Genomic DNA, 2837 nt, shown 5'->3' on the forward strand with positions numbered 1-2837 from the left:
CCGCGACACGTGCGGGGAGGAGGCCCTCGGCGCCGGGCGGGTCCCGCTCCGGGCGGCCGTGGCCGCCCGGCACGACGCCCTCAGCGCTCGATCTCGCCCGCGATGAAACGCTCCACCGAGTCACGGGCGGTGGAGTCGTCGTACTGCACCGGCGGGGACTTCATGAAGTACGAGGAGGCCGACAGCAGCGGCCCGCCGATCCCGCGGTCCTTGGCGATCTTCGCGGCGCGCACCGCGTCGATGATGATGCCCGCGGAGTTCGGCGAGTCCCACACTTCGAGCTTGTACTCCATGTTGAGCGGCACGTCACCGAACGCGCGTCCCTCCAGGCGCACGTACGCCCACTTGCGGTCGTCCAGCCACTGCACGTAGTCGGAGGGGCCGACGTGGACGTTGCCCTTGCCGAGGTCGCGCTCGATCTGTGAGGTCACCGACTGGGTCTTGGAGATCTTCTTCGACTCCAGCCGCTCCAGCTCCTTCATGTTCTTGAAGTCCATGTTGCCGCCCACGTTCAGCTGCATGGTGCGGTCGAGCTGGACACCGCGGTCCTCGAAGAGCTTCGCGAGCACCCGGTGCGTGATCGTGGCACCGACCTGCGACTTGATGTCGTCGCCGACGATCGGCACACCCGCCTGCTCGAACTTCGCGGCCCACTCCGGCTCCGAGGCGATGAACACCGGGATCGCGTTGACGAAGGCGACCCCGGCCTCAAGGGCGGCCCGCGCGTAGAACTCCGAGGCGTCGGTGGACCCGACCGGCAGGTAGGACACCAGGACGTCGACGTCCGCCGCCTTCAGCGCCGCCACGACGTCGACCGGCTCGTCGTCGGCCTCCTGGATGGTCTCCTGGTAGAAGCGGCCGAGCCCGTCGAGGGTGGGCCCGCGCTGCACGGTGACCCCGAGCGGCGGGACGTCGCAGATCTTGATGGTGTTGTTCTCGCTGGCGAGCGTGGCCTCGGCCAGGTCGTGCCCGACCTTCTTGGCATCCACGTCGAACGCGGCGACGAACTCCACATCACCCACGTGGTATCCGCCGAACCGCGCGTGCATCAGTCCGGGGATACGCGCGGCCGGGTCGGTGTCGCGGTAGTAGTGCACCCCCTGGACAAGCGACGCCGCGCAGTTGCCGACGCCCGCGATGGCCACTCTCACGCGGCGATTGTCGCCCATGCCGGTCTCCTTACTCGTGTTCTCTCGTCTTCGGCTCCCGCCGAGCCGGGCGCGAACCGCTCCCCGTCAGGACTGCTGCCCTCGTTGCTCGGCCTGTTCGTGCGCGATCAGCTCGTTGAGCCAGCGCACCTCCCGCTCACTGGTCTCCAGTCCGAGCTGGTGCAGTTCACGGGTGTAGCGGTCGATCTTCTCCTCGGCCCTGGCCAACGCTGCCCGGAGACCTTCCCGGCGTTCCTCGACCCGGCGACGCCTGCCCTCCAGAATGCGCATCCGGACGTCGGCCGGCGTCCTGGAGAAGAAGGTGAGGTGGACGCCGAAACCCTCGTCGTCCCAGGTCTGCGGACCCGCGTCGGCGACCAGCTCGGCGAACCTCTCCTTGCCGTCCGCCGTGAGCTTGTAGACGCGCTTGGCCCGCCGGTTCCAGCCGGTGGTGGGTTCGGCCACCTCCTCGGCGATCAGCCCAGCCCGCAGCAGCCGGCGCAGGGTCGGGTAGACGGAACCGTACGAGAAGGTGCGGAACATACCGAGCGTCTCGTGCAGACGCTTGCGCAGTACGTACCCGTGCATGGGGGCCTCGTGCAGCAGCCCGAGGATCGCGAACTCCAACACAGTGCACCCCCTTCCGGGAATCGACGACTCACCACCGGCGTTGTCGGTTCGGGCCCGGCCCGGCCGGGCATCGCCCCACCGCGGGTATCGCCCCACTCCGGTCCGCGAACCGAACTCCAACATACCGCGTCATTATATCGCGTCGATACATCGACGTGGCGGACGTAACGCGGTAGACCTTTCGAGTGACTACTCGGAGGTGTGAACTTCACCGAACGGTTATCGGGATGTCGGCGTGTCGGATGGGTGACCCGTCACGTCCTGCGCGACGCACGGGCGTCGGGGATGCGATTACCCGTACTCTGTTGGCGTGCGGAACCAGCGGCAGGTCGTCGATTACGCGCTCGCGCGTCGTGCTGCCCTGGCCGAGTACCACTCGGGCAGGGCCAGCACGCTCGACGTCTGCGATGCCGATCCCTATCTGCTCCGGGCGGCCGAGTTCCACGGCAGGCCGAGCACTTCCCCGTGCCCGGTCTGCCGCAGGGACCGCCTGCACGAGGTGTCCTGGGTGTTCGGCGACGAGCTCCGGCACGCCTCGAACTCGGCGCGCTCGCCCGAGGAACTGGACCGGATGGCGGGGTTGTTCGGCGAGTTCACCGTGTACGTGGTCGAGGTGTGCCGCGGATGCGGGTGGAACCACGTGGTGCTCTCGTACGTCCTCGGCACCGGGGAACCCCGCCCCCGTTCCCGGAGGGCAGCAGGCCGGTGAGCACAGCAGGGGACGGCCGCGGCCGGCACGGGCCCGAGGGTCCACGGCCCCGACGAACTCGGCGGCCTCCGCGCCCACGACGGGTACGGGGGCCGTTTGCGACGGCGGGTATCGGCACCGGGCCGCACCCGCGCGTCGCGGCGCACGTAGTTTCGCCGGACGCACGGAACGGCGTGCCGGCAGAGCGCCGATCTGGGAGGTCTTGAGTGAGCGACCGGGGAAACAATCACCGGCCGGACCCTGAGCCGGGCAACGAGCCGCGATGGCCGGGACAGGACGCCGCATCGGGCGACCCCCGGTGGCCCACGGGCGACGAACCCGCGGACGGGCCGCCCCGCCGCCGACCGGAC

Annotated in this window: 3 protein-coding genes; 1 reads left to right on the forward strand and 2 read right to left on the reverse strand. The window is 69.5% G+C overall.

The features are described from left to right. Window positions 1-80: 80 nt before the first annotated feature. A complete protein-coding gene (locus SACHA_RS0114750; protein WP_028663209.1) occupies window positions 81-1169 on the reverse strand; it encodes an inositol-3-phosphate synthase in 1089 nt (362 codons plus the stop codon). Window positions 1170-1235: 66 nt separating this feature from the next. Continuing rightward, window positions 1236-1778, reverse strand: coding sequence for a PadR family transcriptional regulator (locus SACHA_RS0114755; RefSeq protein WP_019810945.1), 543 nt, complete (start codon window positions 1776-1778; stop codon window positions 1236-1238). 310 nt (window positions 1779-2088) lie between these two features. Here SACHA_RS0114755 and SACHA_RS0114760 point away from each other — a divergent pair, with 310 nt between their 5' ends. Next, window positions 2089-2487, forward strand: a complete 399-nt coding sequence (locus tag SACHA_RS0114760; RefSeq protein ID WP_019810946.1) for a DUF5318 family protein — start codon at window positions 2089-2091, stop codon at window positions 2485-2487. Window positions 2488-2837 lie beyond the last annotated feature (350 nt).

It is taken from the genome of Saccharomonospora halophila 8, assembly GCF_000383775.1.
Classification (GTDB): domain Bacteria; phylum Actinomycetota; class Actinomycetes; order Mycobacteriales; family Pseudonocardiaceae; genus Saccharomonospora; species Saccharomonospora halophila.